Origin of the sequence: Pandoraea sp. LA3 (assembly GCF_022696215.1) — a bacterium.
GTDB classification, from domain to species: domain Bacteria; phylum Pseudomonadota; class Gammaproteobacteria; order Burkholderiales; family Burkholderiaceae; genus Pandoraea; species Pandoraea capi.
Map to the genome: position 1 here is coordinate 326,900 of NZ_PTPY01000041.1, position 15,766 is coordinate 342,665.

At 60.7% G+C, this 15,766-nt stretch carries 10 protein-coding genes; 4 read left to right on the plus strand and 6 right to left on the minus strand.

All coding sequences use genetic code 11. The features are described 5' to 3' along the window. The first annotated feature begins 5 nt into the window (after positions 1-5). Positions 6-1,004: an XdhC family protein gene (locus C5N93_RS27960; RefSeq protein ID WP_242561837.1), complete on the plus strand. Its 999-nt coding sequence runs from the start codon at positions 6-8 to the stop codon at positions 1,002-1,004. Between the two features lie 78 nt (positions 1,005-1,082). Here C5N93_RS27960 and C5N93_RS27965 read toward each other — a convergent pair whose 3' ends face one another. Then, positions 1,083-2,399 carry an MFS transporter gene (locus C5N93_RS27965; RefSeq protein ID WP_242561838.1) on the minus strand — a complete coding sequence of 439 codons (1,317 nt, stop codon included), beginning with the start codon at positions 2,397-2,399 and terminating at the stop codon, positions 1,083-1,085. 306 nt (positions 2,400-2,705) lie between these two features. Here C5N93_RS27965 and nadC point away from each other — a divergent pair, with 306 nt between their 5' ends. Both nadC and phnN read left to right on the plus strand, forming a co-directional pair. Then, positions 2,706-3,539, plus strand: a complete 834-nt coding sequence (gene nadC, locus C5N93_RS27970) for a carboxylating nicotinate-nucleotide diphosphorylase (protein WP_242561839.1) — start codon at positions 2,706-2,708, stop codon at positions 3,537-3,539. A gap of 45 nt (positions 3,540-3,584) precedes the next feature. After that, on the plus strand, positions 3,585-5,363 hold the full coding sequence (gene phnN / locus C5N93_RS27975) for a phosphonate metabolism protein/1,5-bisphosphokinase (PRPP-forming) PhnN (RefSeq protein WP_242561840.1): 1,779 nt from the start codon (positions 3,585-3,587) through the stop codon (positions 5,361-5,363). Between the two features lie 113 nt (positions 5,364-5,476). Here the strand turns inward: phnN and C5N93_RS27980 are convergent, their stop codons facing one another. The 5 genes from C5N93_RS27980 to C5N93_RS28000 form a co-directional block, all read right to left on the minus strand. After that, on the minus strand, positions 5,477-6,580 hold the full coding sequence (locus tag C5N93_RS27980) for a protein kinase (protein ID WP_242561841.1): 1,104 nt from the start codon (positions 6,578-6,580) through the stop codon (positions 5,477-5,479). Positions 6,581-6,586: 6 nt separating this feature from the next. Beyond that, positions 6,587-7,078 carry a hypothetical protein gene (locus tag C5N93_RS27985; protein ID WP_242561842.1) on the minus strand — a complete coding sequence of 164 codons (492 nt, stop codon included), beginning with the start codon at positions 7,076-7,078 and terminating at the stop codon, positions 6,587-6,589. Positions 7,079-7,286: 208 nt separating this feature from the next. After that, positions 7,287-8,924 carry a DUF2130 domain-containing protein gene (locus C5N93_RS27990; RefSeq protein WP_242561843.1) on the minus strand — a complete coding sequence of 546 codons (1,638 nt, stop codon included), beginning with the start codon at positions 8,922-8,924 and terminating at the stop codon, positions 7,287-7,289. A gap of 146 nt (positions 8,925-9,070) precedes the next feature. Further along, entirely contained in the window at positions 9,071-10,666 is a 1,596-nt protein-coding gene (locus tag C5N93_RS27995) for an ATP-binding protein (protein WP_277990497.1), read from the minus strand. 36 nt (positions 10,667-10,702) lie between these two features. Continuing rightward, entirely contained in the window at positions 10,703-11,305 is a 603-nt protein-coding gene (locus C5N93_RS28000) for a response regulator transcription factor (RefSeq protein WP_242561845.1), read from the minus strand. Between the two features lie 932 nt (positions 11,306-12,237). Between C5N93_RS28000 and C5N93_RS28005 the strand changes: the two genes are divergently transcribed. Next, positions 12,238-15,603: an autotransporter outer membrane beta-barrel domain-containing protein gene (locus C5N93_RS28005; RefSeq protein ID WP_242561846.1), complete on the plus strand. Its 3,366-nt coding sequence runs from the start codon at positions 12,238-12,240 to the stop codon at positions 15,601-15,603. Positions 15,604-15,766 lie beyond the last annotated feature (163 nt).

Here is a 15,766-nt window from a genome sequence, read left to right on the forward strand (position 1 = left end):
CCCCCATGCACAGCGTCGATCGCGAAGTTCTCGAAACCGCCTCACGCTGGCTCTCGCAACAGCGTGCGGTGCATCTCTACACCGTGGTCGCTACGTGGGGATCGTCGCCGCGCCCGCCCGGCGCGATGTTGGCCATGCGCGATGACGGGCGACTCGTCGGCTCGGTGTCGGGCGGTTGCATCGAGGACGATCTGATCGACCGCTTGCTGCGCGACGGTGCGCCCTCGGCGTTGCCGGAGCGCATCGAATATGGCGTCAGCGCCGACGAAGCGCACCGTTTCGGCCTGCCTTGCGGCGGCACGATGCGACTGGTGCGCGAGACGTTGTCGAGCGCCAGCCTGTTGCCCGCGCTGATCGAGGCGATGTGCAACGGCCGGGCGATGCGCCGCACGCTCGACATGGCCACGGGCCACGTCACGCTCACCCCGCTCGACGAGCATCTCGACGGAGACGCCTGCACGTTCGATGGCGCGCGTCTCATCACCACACATGGACCGACCTGGCGGTTGTTGCTGATCGGCGCAGGGCAGCTCACGCAGTACGTCGCCAACATCGCCCTCACGCTCGATTACGCCGTCACGGTTTGCGATCCGCGCGAGGAGTATCGGGACGGCTGGCATACGCCCGGCACGACGCTGGTACGCACGATGCCCGACGATACCGTCGTCGGCATGCGTCCCGATGCGCGCATGGCGGTCGTGGCGCTCACGCACGATCCCAAGCTCGACGATCTCGCGCTGATGGAGGCGTTGATGTCGCCGGCGTTCTACGTCGGTGCGATTGGTTCGCGTCGCAACAATGAGAAGCGTCGCGAGCGGCTGGCCTTGTTCGGGGTGACGTCGGAGGCGCTTGCGCGATTGCACGGCCCTGTCGGGTTGTATCTGGGCGGGCGGACGCCGCCGGAGATTGCCGTGTCGATTGCGGCGGATCTGACGGCTCGTCGACATCGTCTTCCTGTGACGTCGCTCATGGACGTGGAAGCCGGTAAAACGCTCGTCGGCTAAAGCGTCTTGCCTCAGCCGACGAGGCTGTACGAATCATGTGAGCCATCCGATTCGCACAGCCCTCACTTCAAGCCATCCTCAACGATTCACGACGTGCTTCGGGTACGCCAATGCCAGCGCGCAACCGATCAGCATGCACGCGGCAAACCCGTAAATACCCGCCGATTGCGAGTGGAAGGTGTCACGCAGCCAGCCGATGAAATAGGTGCTCAGGAAGCCGCCCAGGTTGGCCAGCGAGCAGGCGAACGCGATGCCTGCTGCCGCAGCCGCCCCTTTCAGGAAGGTCGACGGTACCGCCCACACTACCGGCATGGCAGCCGCCGCGCCCAGATTGATCAGCGAGAACAGCAGGACCGTCATTGCCGTGCCGTGTGAGCCGCTGGCAAAGATGAACATGGCGACTGCCGAGAGCAGGAAGGGCAGCACGATGTGCCAGCGGCGTTCGCGCAGTCGATCCGAGCGGGCGCCCCAGACCAGCACGCCGATAACGGCCAGCGCGTTGGGAATCGCCATCAGCCAGCCGATCGTGTACGGGTCCTTGACGCCGGTGTCTTTCAGAATCGTCGGCAGCCAGAAGCTCACGCCATACAGGCCGAGCAGCACGCACAGGTCGATCAGTCCCAGCATCCACACCTTCACGTCGGAGAACGCGGCGCCGAGATTGTGGCGCTTGTGTACCCCGGCGTCCTTGTCGAGGTTGGCGACGAGCACGGCTTTTTCCTGCGGCGTGAGCCAGCGCGCCGACGCGATGTCGTTCGGCAGATAGATGAAGATCGCAATGCCCAGCACGACAGACGGAACGGCCTCGATCACGAACAGCCATTGCCAGCCGCCGAAGCCGTGAGCGCCGTCGAACATCTGCATGATCCAGCCCGACAGCGGACTGCCGATCATGCTCGAGAGCGGCAGGCCGACCATGAATAGCGCGATGATGCGTGCGCGTCGCTCATCCGGATACCAGCGCGTGAGATACAGCAGCACGCCCGGCAGAAACCCGGCTTCGGCCACGCCCAGCAGGAAGCGCAGCACATAGAACTGCGTGGGTGTCGAGACGAAGGCGGTCGCGCCCGAGATCAGGCCCCACGTGACCATGATGCGGGCGATCCAGAGCTTCGCGCCGACCTTTTGCAGAATCAGGTTGCTGGGCACCTCGAACAGAATGTAACCAGCGAAGAACAAACCGGCGCCCAGCCCGTAGACGGTATCGCTGAACTGCAATGCACTGAGCATTTGCAGTTTGGCCAGCCCGACGTTGATGCGATCGAGATACGCCGCGAAATAACAAAGACAGAAGAAGGTGATGAGACGCACCGTGACCTTGCGGTAGACCGCGTCGGTGTCGGCGCTCGACGTGGCCACAGCTTCAACCACATTTGGCGTTGAGATATAAGACATGGCGATTCCCGATGACTGTAAGGGATGGGTGAATCGTCCGCCCGGCGAGAATTCGGGCGTGTGCGCTCGGCACTGACGGATGTATAGCACGAACAAAAAGTGTATGCGCTACAAAAATAAGAGGTCTGCCGATGATCTGATATCGTCAATTACCGCTCTCGCCAATGCCAGAAAGGCCGTCAATTAACGGCCAATCAAAGACATAGGGTTTTTCTCTACCGACAAGGGGAATTGTTTTCCTTGAAGGCGTTATTTTAAGTGTGTACGCTACGAATAACCCTTCCGAGTCCTGACTGAGGAACCGCCATGTACGACCGTTTTGCTGTTGACCGACTGATCGACCTGTGGCTCACCGAAGACATTGGTTATTGCGACCTTACGGCGCAGACCATGATCGACGAATCTGCCGCCGGCGCTTTTGTCATGAACGCCCGTGAACCGGTGATCGTTGCCGGCATTCAAGTGGCTGCGCGAATTTTCGAGCGTTACGATCCGACGCTCAAGATCGATGTGAAAGTGCGTGACGGTGAGCATGCCCCGAAGGGTGCGATCCTGCTGCACGTGTCCGGTAACGCCCGCAGCATTCTCACGGCGGAGCGCACTGCACTGAACATCGTGCAGCGCATGAGCGGTATCGCCAACGAGACGGCGCGTTATGTCGCCGCCATCGAAGGCACGCGCGCCCGACTGCTCGACAGCCGCAAGACGACGCCGGGACTGCGCATGCTGGAAAAGCACGCCGTGAGCTGTGGCGGCGGGCTGAACCACCGCCTGGGGCTGGATAACGGCGTGATGATCAAGGACAACCACATTGCTGTGGCCGGCAGCATCAAGGCCGCAGTGTCGCGTGCGCGCAAACTCGTGCCGATGCTGACCAAGGTGGAAGTGGAATGCGACCGCCTCGATCAGGTGAGCGAGGCGCTTGAGACCGACGTGGACGTGATCATGCTGGACAACATGTCGGTCGAAGACATGAAGACGGCTGTCGCCATGATCAACGGCAAATGCAAGGTGGAAGCGTCGGGTGGGATTCGTCTGGATACGATTCGCCCGATTGCCGAGACGGGCGTCGACTACATTTCGACGAGCAAGATCATGCAGTCGGCCCCGGCCGTCGATATCGGCCTGGACGAAGCCTGATCCGGGCATCGACATCTACCGACACTCGACACGCCGACGCCGACCATGACGCGCCCCGGGATTTTCTTCTTCGTGGTCGGCCCCAGTGGGGCCGGCAAGGACACGCTGATCGACGGGGCGCAGGCGCGCTTCGCCGACAGCGGCCGGTACGTGTTTGCGACACGTACGATTACCCGTCCGGGCGACGCCCCGGGTGAGGCGCACATCGGCGTGACCGAAGCTGAGTTCGCCGCTCGCGATGCGCAGGGCGCGTTTCTCGTCACATGGCAGGCGCATGGGCTGCATTACGGGCTCGATGCCACGCTGCGTGACGATCTTGCGCAGGGCCGTCACGTGGTGGCCAATGGGTCCCGGGCGATTCTGCCCAAACTCATTGGCCGGGTACCGCGTCTGATCGTCATCGAAGTCAGTGCACCGGCCGAGGTGCTTGCTATGCGCATCGCCGGGCGCGGGCGCGAAACGCCTGAACAGATCGTCGCGCGACTGGCTCGCACCGTCACGGCCTATCCGGCAGAAGTGCCGCTCGTGCGCGTATCGAACGACAGCACTAGTGACATCGGCATCGCGCGTTTCGTCGAAGCGTTGGAGACGTGTGCGGCGCCCCCGGAGAGTCTGGGGTTGGCGGAAGCCAAGCGTGCCGGTGCAACGCTTGACGAGGCGTCGTGGACGTTACTCCTCGACGACCTGATGCATGAGCGCTATGCGCCGGAAGAGGGCGAAGCGCTGCTACGGTTATTGATCGAAGGGCTGGACGACAACGAGATCGTTGCGCTGACGCGTGCCCGCACTCGATGGATGCCGCGCATCGATTGGGGACGTCCGATCGTCGTCGACAAGCATTCGATGGGCGGCGTGCCGGGCAGTCGCATCACGCTGATCGTGGTGCCGCTGGTCGTGGCTTACGGGTTGTGCATGCCGAAGACGTCGTCGCGTGCGATCACGTCGGCGGCGGGAACGGCCGACGCGATGGAGGCGGCGACGCGTGTCGATCTCGACGCCGCCGAAATGCGCGCAGCAGTGGCGCAGGCCGGGGGCTGCATCGTCTGGAACGGACGTCTCAATCACTCTCGCGTCGACGACGTGACGAACGCGATGGTGCGACCGCTCCGGCTGGATACGCGCAGATGGTCTGTCGCATCGATACTTTCCAAGAAGTTCTGTGCCGGCGCCACGCACGTGGTGGTGGATCTGCCGTGGGGGCCGCAGGCCAAGATGGCGGATGAAGCGCAGGCGCGCGAACTTGGCGCGCTGTTCGAGCGGGTCGGGGCAGCGTTGGGCATGACCGTGCAGGCATTCGCCACCGATGGCCGTGCGCCGATCGGTCGAGGCATCGGGCCGGCGCTGGAGCTGCGAGATGTGTTGCAGGTACTGGACAATGACGCCGCTGCGCCAGCCGATCTGCGGGAGAAAGCACTGACGTTCGCGTCGCGGATTCTGTCGTGGGATCCGGCGCTTGGCGGCGATGTCGTCAAGGCGCGGGTTATCGCCGAAGCATTGCTGACGGATGGCTCGGCGCGTCGCGCGTTCGAACGCGTCGTCGACGCACAGGGGCGCAAACCTTATGCGACGCCTTCCACGGAATTCGTAAACGTCGTGGCAACGTCAGACGGTGTCGTCGCGGCTATCGACGGCTGGGAGATTTCCGGCATCGCCCGCGACGCCGGTGCACCCGAGGATCTGGGGGCGGGTGTGGATCTGCTTTGCGCTGTTGGAGAGCGGGTGAAAGTCGGTGATGTGCTCATGCGCGTGCATGGTGGTGATCCGCAACGTCTGGCAGCGGCTGCGGCTCGTGCTGCGGTGGCGAGTGGGGTGTTGGTGGGGTGAGGTTGGTTTAATCCTCAAGTCCTGCCGCGTTGAAAATCTGTTCGGCGCAAGCTCTTTGGCGGCCTCAAGACATTGTGGATAGCTCAGTTCCAAGGTGGCAACTTGCGGTGGTATCAGTCGAGGTCGAATTCGCGGCGGTACTTCCAGCCACCTTTCGGCGTGAAAGGTTCCCCGTTGGCGAGATAGCTCATGTACCTTTTCAGGTCCGGCCCGTTGAGATTCAGTCTCTCATATAGGATGTCGAACAGCGCATGTCCGACCATACTAAGCGGCGCACGCCCCGCAGGTTCCTCCTTGCACATCCATTCGAACAGGCGCGGAATAATGCCGCCGCCGGGGAGTTGTAAGCTGGCTAGTTCGGACGCGCGGCTCGCAACGATTTGCTTCAACGTGCCATCGTAGATTTGCCGGACGTACTCGCCGATGCTTTTCAGGGCATTGAAGTCTTTGCCGGTCAACATCCTATAGAGCAAGACTGCCATTCCCCATGCTTCGTAGGTTCCGCCGAAGTGCTGATTCCCGACCCAGGGTTTGAAAATCTCGGGAGGCAGGCTGCTGAAGGCACCTCCGATGGTGCGTGGTCCAAGGGTGAGCATTGTGAAGTGGTGCTCAGGTTCGTCGTCGTAATTGCCACTGATGACCGGCAGAGCTTCCCCCCAATCCAATATCTTGACGCCGGGGTCAATCTTCCTAGGATTGTCGATATATTCGGGGCCTATCCGCACAGTGCTTTCCGGAAGAAGCATGACATTGCCAGGGTGAAAATCCCGGTGCAAATAGGGCAACGTGGCGATCGATAGCGCTCGGGTGATTCGCGCGAAGACCGCTAGTTTGTCGTTCATGCTGTATGGCGCACTTCGGCCAAGCCAGTCGCTCAGTAATTCGCCATCGACCCACTCCGTGATGATCGCGGACGATTCGATATCCGGAAACTCCTCAGTGGTCAGGAGTTTCGGAACCAGATTGGCGTCAAAAAGCGATATGTTCTTCAGCGCATCGCGCTCCATTGCGAACTTCGCTCTATTGAGTTCTCCTCGAGACCCAATCAGGTATTTGATGAAAACCTGCTTCCGAGTCTGTTGATCGATCCCTTTGAACGTGGCGCCACCATACGTCTGGCCAATAGGCTCAATCGCGCGGTATCTTTCATGGATCAGATCGATTCCCAGGCGTTGCACAATCGTCAGCAGAGGCTTGATGGGAGAAAGGGATGACATGCGGTGCTAGGTACCAGTAACGAGGGTCGCCTCGACGGCGGTGCAGACTAACATTATTTCGTTGTGAGACAGGAGCGCTTCTTCAAGTTCATCGCATTGAAAACTAAGTCGATCCAGCAATGCCTCGACGGATTCAGTGCGGCCCGAATACTCGAATTCGTTGTAGAGGTCGGCACACTCCGGACTCCAGCAGAAGCAAAACCTATCCTTGGGCTTGAGCTGCCGAATTTGCCCCCGGTCTCCCGCATAGCTCTGGGCCGTCGTTATGTCTCCCGTCGCAAAAAGCGAGCTTTCACGAAAGCGCATCCCGAATCTCTTGAAGAACCAGTCGTCCATTCTTGATTGAACATCCAGCGGCATGTTCTGTGGGAGACGGTTAGACGGCGATTGAATGTCGATGACCTGATTGTTCGATGGCCTGGAAAACCCACGGAATAGCGGCAGTCCGCCGCTGACTTCACCCCACGAGTCGCCCGGATACCAGATAAGTTTTTGCATCTTTGATATTTATCAGTAAATCACGCCACTTTGATTTCCACACTGTCGTCATCCATGGCGCGAATTACAGTACGCGGAGATATACAATCGTCAGTGGCATTCCGAGGGCTCTCAAGTCGCGATGGCGGGAAGCTTGGAGTGCCGCATTACGGACCTGCCCTGCGCTCAAGTTACCGCAGTTGGAACGCTTCCTGCCTTTGACATCAGGTCAATTTGAGTCCGAGGGATCTTCACCCTTCAGTTCCGCAAACTTAGCCGCCATGGTCGGGTTCCCGCGAGTCAGTTTCTTGACGGTGAGGTCTTCGGCCTTGTCGTTCGCCAGCCGCAGGTTATTGGCCGACTTGTAGAGCGCGTCCTTGGTCTTTTCCAGATCCTTGATGGCTTCGTCGATGCGCTTGACGGCTTCTTCGAAACCGTCGGAGGCCAGACGCCAGTTGCGGCCAAACGAGGTCTTGAAGTCGTCCAACTGGCTCTCGAAGCGAGTGATATCCAGATTCTGTGCTTTCACCAGGGCCAACTCGGACTTGTAGCGCAGTGAGTTCATGGCCGCGTTGCGCAACAGCGTAATCATCGGGATGAAGAACTGCGGCCGCACCACGTACATCTTCGGGTAGCGGTGCGAGACATCGACGATGCCGCTGTTATAAAGCTCGCTGTCAGGCTCCAGCAGCGAAACCAACACCGCGTATTCACAGCCTTTCTCCGAACGGTCCTTGTCCAGCTCTTTGAAGAAGTCTTCGTTCCTTTTCTTCGTGGCCGTCTGGTCGTTCTCGTTTTTCATCTCGAACATGATCGAGACGATTTCCGTTTGCGCGTCGTCGCTCTCCCGGAAGATGAAGTCGCCTTTGCTGCCACCGCTGGCGTCGTTGTCCTTCTCGAAATAGGCACGCGGAAAAGCACTGGCGCGGATGCGATTGAATTCGATTTCGCAATGCTGTTCCAGCGTCTCGCCGACCATTTTCGTCGAGAGTTTTGCCTTCATGTCGCGCAGACGCTCAATGGCTTCGTCCCGGTCCTTTAGCTGGGTTTCGTACTTGTCCTTGAGCGATTTTTCGGCCAGTTCCTTTTCCAGTGCTGCGCGGTCCAGATTGTTTCTGAGCGCGTCCCGCTCTTGCTGCACTTTGCCCACGGCCTCGGTAATCGCCAATTGGTGGCTGACTGACGTCGCATCCAACTGCGATTTCAATGTTTGTAATGCAAGTTCTTTGCTGGTGACGGCTTTTTGCAGCTCGGTGTCCAATCGGGCCTGAGCCAGCTCGGCCTGAGATTTTTGTTCGGCCTGGGCCTGATGCAACTGCTGCGCAAGCTCGTCACGCTGCTTTTGCACATCGTTGACGGCGGTCGTCACCGCCAGTTGGCGTGCCATGACTTCGCCGTCCAATTGGGCCTTGAGCCTCTGGATTTCGACATCCTTGGCCGCAGCGGCTTTCTCCAGCTCGACCTGTAACCGCGCGGCTGCCAGCTGTTCGGCGCTTTGCTGTTCGCTTTGCGCCTGCGTCAACTGGTGGAGCAGCCCATCACGTTCCTTTTCCAGTCCGCTCAGGGCCTCGGTCACGGCCAGCCGGCTGGCCATGGCGGCCGCTTCCAACTGGTTCTTGAGGTCCTGGATTTCGGCATCCTTGTTGGCGGCGTTGCTCGTCATTTCACCGGCCAGCCTGGCTTGTTCCAGCGCCACGGCATTCTGCTTTTCCTGCTCGGCCAGCCGCAGCCGCTCGTGCAACTGCTTCTCCAGCTCTTCGCGCTGCTTATCGAATTCGCTGTCGCGGACCTGCTTTTGAATATCGGCGTAGCCAGCTTCGTCGATCTTGAACGCTTTTTTGCAATGAGGACAAATGATTTCGTGCATGGAGTGTTCCGAAGCGCAGATGCGCAGCGTTAGGCTGCTTTTGTAAATAACGTGGATGCTTTGCTATTGGGGACTCGCTGGGTCCCCTGATGCCCTTGAGCAAAGCCTCGTATGAATCCTTGTCGGGTCATCGTGACCCTGAATCCTCAACCCGCCGCCGCCTCCTCAACTACGGGCTGCTTCGGCAACGTAATCGTAAACGTCGTCCCGACGCCGACCTGACTGGTGACGTCGATCGTTCCTTTATGGAATTCGATGGCGGCGTACACCACGGCCAGTCCTACGCCGGAACCGTCTTCCAGCACGGCGTTACTGCGTGAGCGGAACGACATCTGGAAGATCTCCTTGAGTTCCTCCTCCGGAATGCCCGTGCCGTTGTCTCGCAGCACCACCTCGAACGCTTCGCCCTTATCCGACACGCTCATGTCGATGGCAGGCTGCGCCATCGTGTACTTCGTCGCGTTGCTCACCAGATTGATGAACGCGTGGAACAGCACATTGCTGTCGCCGATCATGCGGCTGTCCATCCCCTGCGGGGCCTGCACCGTGATCGTCGCATTCGGGAACATGTCGGCGCCCACGCCTCGCACGTCCTCCAGCAAGGCCACGAGCGAGAGTTCGGCGCGTTTGCCAAACTTCGGGTCGTCCAGCGATGCACTCTGCGCTGCGTCCAGCCAGTTCTGAATCAGATTGTTCAGCTTGGCTACCGCTTCGCGAATCTTCGTGTAACGCGGACGGGAATCCGTCTCCTCGTTGCGCGGGCTGAGCAACCGCTGCGCATGACCGTCGATCACACTCAGCAGCGTGCGGAACTCGTGCGTCGCCATCGAGCGGAACGTCTTCTGGAAGTTGTTCAGCCGCTCCTCATTCGCCAGCGCGCGCTGCAAGATCGTGTTCTTCGCCGTCGCAAGCTTCTGATTGCGCACCAACGACGCCGTACTGTCCTGAATCTTTGACAACGTGCGAGACAACGTCCCGATTTCGTCGCCGCGCGACAGCCACGGCAGCCGCAGCTTGTCCTTGCCCGCCACCGCGTTCCCCGCCATCCGGATCAGATGCGTGAGCGGCCGCAGAATCACCGCATCCACATAGATCAGGCACAGCAGCGTCACGACGATCATCGCGACGATCAGTCCGTCGATCTTCAACAGATGTTTGCGAGCGTCGGTGTTCTTCGCCTCGACATCCCGGATCAGCGACTCGGTGCTGCGAAATACTAACGCGCCGAACGTGCTGTTTGCCTGCGTGTACTTGGCGCTCGATTCCCCGCGATACAGCCGGGCTGCATCGTTCAGCTTGCCGCCTTGCGCCAACTGGAACACCTGATTCGATGCCCGGCGGTACTGCGCCCATTGCGACTGGAACTTCGAGAAGGCGAGACGGAATTCGTCGTGCACCAGTACCTTTTGATAACGCTCGGACGCTGCCTTGATCTTGTCGTCGAACTCGCCCGCCGCCGTGCGGATATCCGCCAGCGCCTTGGGCGACATTGGCGCCAGGGCCTCCGACTCGACCGTGCGGAAGTCGGAAATGTAATCGTTGAGTTCTTCGAGAACGCTGAGGTTCTCGATCTGTGCGCGCTCGGCCGCAATGGCACGTTGCTGCGCGGAATCGACCTGATAGTGCACCGCGATGCCCACGGCGATCATCGCCACGAGGCACACCGCGAGCAAAAGATACATCCGCCCCCGGATGGGAAGCGATTGACCGGCCGATGAAGATGAGGAAGACGCTTTCGACATGCGTAGAAGGGGAGAGGGCCCGGCGCGACGACGCGCTCAGAGCTGAATGATGTTGAGCAGGGCGGCGCGAACCACGGCTTCCGTGCGCGTGGCGACGTTCAGCTTTTCGCGGGCGTTATCGATATGGAAGTCGACCGTGCGTTTCCCCAATTCGAGAATCATCGCGATCTCGGCCGACGTCTTGCCCTTGGCCGACCATTGCAACACTTCCACTTCTCGCCGGGTGAGCCCGAACGGCAGCGGCGTGCCCTCCGGGGCCTCTTCATGCTCGGTGTATTTGCGGATCACCGTGTCGAGCACGTCGAAATCCACCGGCTTGAGCATGTACTCGTCGGCGCCGGTGCTGTGCCCGCGCATGATGGATTCCTTGTCGGCATTGCCCGTCAGGAAGATGAAGGGAATCTTGCGCTCGCCCTGAATGATGCTCCGGGCGCTTTCCAGAAACTCGAAGCCGGTCATGCCCGGCACGTTCACGTCGCACACGATGATGTCCGGCATGAACGCCGCAAGCGTTGCCAATGCCGCCGAGAAATCGTGCGCCACTTTCACGACATAGCCCCGATCCGTCAGATCCTCGCGAATCAGGTCTGCCGAATCGTGGTCGTCCTCAATGCAAAAGACTTTGGTGGGAGATGACATCCCGCTGGCCCCGGTTTTTTTAATGGAATGCCGAAATCGTACTAAAAAAATCACCGGACGACGAATTTCGGTCAATAACACCTGCGCAACATAAAGAAAAGGACCGCTGGGCGGTCCTTATCGGGGAGGTGTCGGCATGCATCGTTCAGCACTGAAAGGGCAGCAGATGACCGAACTGGTGATAAAGCTCGGAAATGCCGTAAGTGAGGGCGCGAACCATGGTGAGTCTCCTTGTGTCGGTGGGTGGAACGTGAGGGTGTCAGGTCAGGAGAAGCGCGGCAGCACTTCAAGGGCAATGTTGAGCGCAATACGTGCCAGCGATTCCAGGTGGTCAATCATGATCCTTTCTCCTTTTGTGTCCGCGATGTCCGGCTCAGTAGCCGAAGACGTGACCGACGTGGATGGCGCACTGCATGCCGGTCTCGATGCAGGTGTCGTTGTAGAAGAGGCTGTCGACGAGGTTGAGGATGAGGCTCATGGTCGTGTTCTCCGGTATGGGGTGAAGGGGGAGGCGCTGCGATCAGCCGAAGATCGGGGCGATGGTGCCGATCAGGCCGAGGACCGAGGCGAAGCCGTAGGTGATGAGTGCGGGCATGGTGTTTCTCCTTGAGTCGATATTGAGTCAGTTGATTCAGCTAAGTCGGTTTGGCGGCTGGCGCTGCGTGCTTGCTTCGTTGTCGTTTCGCTGCGTTAGCCGTTGAGTGAAGTATCGTCATCACCCCCCGCCGGCGAAACTGTGATTAATACAGGCGAGACCGATTTCGCCGCTGTTGAGGACTTCGAAAAGAAAAAAGTGCTTATGCCACAAGGGTTTGGAGGTGGTTGTCGCCGAACCCCCGTATAAATCGCAGTGACGTCGTACAGGGCGCTCCGTACCATTCGCATCGCATTACAAAGCCTTACAAAAGCGATAAATGGATACGGAGTACTGAATGAGGACGATTCGGATGACCAGCGTCGCGTTTGCGGCGCTTTGCACCATGACGTCGGCCGCGCAGGCCTACACGACTATCGATATTGAAGACCGCTACGGCACGCCTTTCATCCAGGCGCGGCTGTTTTCCCCGACGGACGGGGCTTTTGCCGACAACGGCGTCGAGAACCAGTTTTCGACGGGTACGCTCTCGCCGCTGGAAATTCAGCAGATTCGCGGCGCATTGAACTATTGGGCCGAAGTCATTAAGGTGACGCCGGGCAGTTCGCCAGCCATCATCAACGTCGGCATGAGCACGGAGAAGGGCGCGCATGCCTTCAGTCCCTACCTGTTCGAGGCGAACGACCCAACCGCGACAGGCGACCAAAATCCCACGCTCGTGCAGGCGGTGTTGCAGAACAGCCCGCAGGTGCGCGCCACCTATCACGGCGCTCACGGTGAAATCACCCTGGGGGACATGGACTTTTCGTCGGCCCCGTACGCGGCCTCACAGATCCCGTTGAACGCACAGGCCGATATGCCGGCTGTGATGTTGCATGAGGTGGCCCACGCATTGGGCGTTGCCGCCAACGTGCATGAAACGACGGTGTCCTCCACCCTGCATACGAACCAGTTCGCGACGGTGCTCGACGCCTGGTCGGCGCATCTCTACGACGACAATGGCCGTCAGGCGCAGCCGGGGCAGAATATTCTGACGCCCGAAAATGTGGGCACTGTGGACCCCACGGCGTTCGACGCGCGCAAAGACACCGCGTATTTCGCAGGCGATCACGTCAGGGAAGTGCTCGACGGCGCCATGAAGGGCATTCCGGTGCGGGCGATGGCCGAGGGTGATTTGTATGATTCGCCGATCTTCTCGCACATCGAGCTCAAGAACAGCCTGATGAGCCACCAGTCGTATCGGAACTACACGGCGTTCATGGAGGCCGAACTGGCGGCGCTGCAAGACATCGGCTACGACATTGACCGCCGCAATTTCTTCGGCCGCTCGATCTATAACGACGGCCTCACCGTCGTGAACGACAACCCGTTCTTCGGGCGCAATGCTGACGGCACCGCCTACGTGCCGAATACTTACAACACGGCGACGCTGGGTCTCGGCCTGCACATTTACGGCAGCAACAACACGGTGTCGCAGCGTGCCGACCTGCTGAGCGCGGGAGCGGGCGGCGCAGGCATTCGGGTCGATGGCGTCGGGAACAACGTCACCGTGCTGCCGGGAACGCGCGTCTATGCCGACGGCAGCAACGGACGCGGCGTGATGTTCACCTATGGCAAGAACCATACGTTCGTGCAGCGCGGCGACGTGCAGGCTCTCGGCGAGAACGGCATTGCGGCCAGCTTCGATTTTGGTCACAACGCTCTGGGAGACAGCGGGGACTATCGGGGCTCGTACATCTTTACGAAGCTCGATAGCAACGGTCTCCCGCTGCCACTCCTCGACGAACTCGACGGCCCGCTCGTGACGCGCGCCGACATCACCGGCCGACTCGCAGGCAAGTACGCCTCGCTGTACATGTCCGAGAACGGCTACGTCGGGCAGATCAACATCATGCGCGGGGCGGCGCTTTACGGCGACATCATTTCGAAGTATGCCCAGCGCGATACCAGCGGTGAATTGCGCCTGACCCAACTGAGCTTCGGGTTGACGCCCGACGCGAATGGCGTCGCCACGAGTCAGGCCGATCCCACGTTCAATCTGCGCTTCGACGGCAACATCGTCGGCAGTAACCTCGCGCTGACGATGGCAGGCGGCACGACGCAGATCAACGGCGATCACACGGTGCATGACGTGGCCGTGAACCACGGCGCCACGCTCACCGGCAACAGCCGCTATGTGCTCGACCCGGCTGGCGCCTTCATCAACGCGGGCACGGTCGCACCGTCGCTGGCAGGCGGGTTCATCAGCATCGGCGGCGACTACACGCAGACAAGCACCGGCCGTCTCGTTTCGTCGATGGCAGCAGACGGCACCTTCAGCAAGCTGCTGGTCAGTGGCACCGCAACGCTCGACGGCACGCTGGCGATCGCGCCGCAACGCGGTTGGTACGCCAGCGGCATGACCGTCTCGTCGGATCAGTGGCTGAACGCGTCGAGCATCAACGGCGCGTTCGCCAACGTGACGACATTGCTGTCGTCGCCTACGCTACTGGCCACGGCGTCGTCGCTCGGCAGCAATACGTACCGTGTGCAGGTGGCGCGTACGGTCAACGCCTATTCGCAGTACGGCACCGACGGCAACAGCCGCCGTGTCGGGGCGGTGCTCGATCGCATCGCCGGTAGTGCGGGGGGCGATCTGCAACCGCTTGTCGCAGCGCTCGACTTTTCGGCGCCTGACGGTAGCGGCATCGCCAGGGCGTTGCCGCAACTCACGCCGGTCGCCTACGGCGCGATGTTCACGGGCGGGCTGCTGCGGGAGCGTCAGATCACCGATATGGTGGCTGCCGCCGTGGGCGCCGATGGCACGAAGGGCACCGGCATGGCCGGAGCGGGCGCGCTCACGGGCAATTGGCGCGGATTCGCGATGACCTTCGGCAGCGGCTACTGGCGTGGCCGCGACGGCGACATGGCCGGGGCGAGCGGCAACACCTACGGTGTCGTGTTCGGCGCGGAGAAGGTGGCGGGCGAAGGCCGTGACTGGACGCTCGGCGCGCATGGCGCTATCAGCGGCCAGTCGACGCGTCTGGACGGGCAGACGCCCGGCTCCGGCAAGACCACAGCACTGGACCTCGGCGTGCATGCCCGCTACGCGCCTGACACACTTTCCGGCCCCCACGCATTCGCGTTGGCTCGCATCGGTGTCGAAGACGGCCGTATGGACCGCAGCATCGCCGTGAACGGCTACTCCGCTTCACCGCGCGGCACGTGGACTGGGGCGTCGGCGTCCGCCAGCATCGGCGGCGGATGGCGCTGGCAGTTGAACAGCACCACCAGCGCAGGCCCGGTGGCTGCGCTCGACTACACGGCGTTGTATCGTCCGAGCCTCACGGAAGACGGTACCGACGGCGCGCGTCTGCATCTCGACAGCAAGACGTTCAACTCGCTGCGCACGCGCGTGGGCGGCGAGGTGCGCTTCGATCTGCCGATGGTCTCGGGCAATGCGCTCACGGCCAATCTTCAGGCGACGTGGAACCACGAACTGACAAGCGGGGCGATCAATCAGAGTGCGACGTTCGCGGGTTATCCAGGGGCCGCGTTCACGACGCGTAGTGAGGTCGTCGGGCGCGACAGCCTTGGCCTGCAAGCCGGCGTGTCGTACCGGATGGCCAAGCGGATCGTGTTCGGGGCAGCCCTGTCGAGCAACTTCTACAAAGCGGGAGATGCCGACATCGCGGGGTCCGTGTCGGCAACATGGCGATTCTGATGTAGGTATATGAGGTGATGCCGTAATCTTCACCGCAAATGCAGTCGAAATGACGCCCGGAAGCCAGATTTCCGGGCGTTTTTTATTTCTGAATCCTTTACGGACGGGAGCGGGCGCTGAGCGCGACGTCGGTTCCCAAGTGCGTCATTATGTCGCGATGTAT